Source organism: Levilactobacillus enshiensis (assembly GCF_007115095.1).
Classification (GTDB): Bacteria; Bacillota; Bacilli; order Lactobacillales; family Lactobacillaceae; genus Levilactobacillus; species Levilactobacillus enshiensis.
In genome coordinates this window covers 1-639 of sequence record NZ_SULH01000037.1, presented here as the reverse complement: position 1 = coordinate 639, position 639 = coordinate 1, and the positions used below count along the sequence as shown (strand labels likewise).

The 639-nt window shown below is 42.1% G+C and carries 1 protein-coding gene and 1 pseudogene; both read left to right on the top strand.

The genetic code is table 11. From position 1 onward, the window contains the following. Positions 1 to 120, top strand: a pseudogene (locus tag FAY32_RS15040) (replication initiator protein A); the annotation flags it as partial. A 262-nt stretch (positions 121 to 382) separates the two neighbouring features. Beyond that, a partial coding sequence (locus tag FAY32_RS14455) for a type II toxin-antitoxin system RelB/DinJ family antitoxin (RefSeq protein WP_143464130.1) occupies positions 383 to 639 on the top strand: 257 nt, incomplete at its 3' end.

The window sequence follows — 639 nt, the reverse complement described above, 5'->3', positions numbered from 1 at the left end:
GGCACCATGCAAAATCTATTTGGTGTTTGGTGGAATAAACAAGCGGCTAGAGAATACGCGGCCAAACACCCCGAAGAAGAAAAGCCGGCCGACAACGACAACAGTGGGTTGTACTACTAGTCCTAAAAGGCTGCAAAATCCTTTCTAAACGGTTTTGAGACTTACTCACCTTCCCTTTATACTTAAGTTAGATTTAAATGGCTTAAACAGAAGAATAGGGGCTTTTAAATGAGTGCCAGAGCTAACCAGGCTAACCAGCTCAAAAGTTCAGCCTTTAGATCAATGCCAACCTCAAGTGATTTGAGGCCAGGGCTTTATCTATTGATAAGGTACTCAAAAGGTAGTATAATAGTAGTGGTAGAAGAAGGGAGATGAGACAATCATGGCGGTTAATGAAAAGAAACGGGTCCAAGTCAAGATTGATAAAGATTTGGCCGATGATACCGAAGCAGTTTTAAGCGAATTGGGCTTAAATCCAACCACGGCCATTAACATGTTTTACAAGCGGATTGTTGCTAATGGTGCTTTACCTTTTAATGTGTCTTTAAGCGAAGAAGAAAGAGCTAATTTACGCTTTTTAAAGGCGACCGAAGGGACACCAGTCACCGAGTTCAAAGACGCTAAAGAGGTCGCTGATTG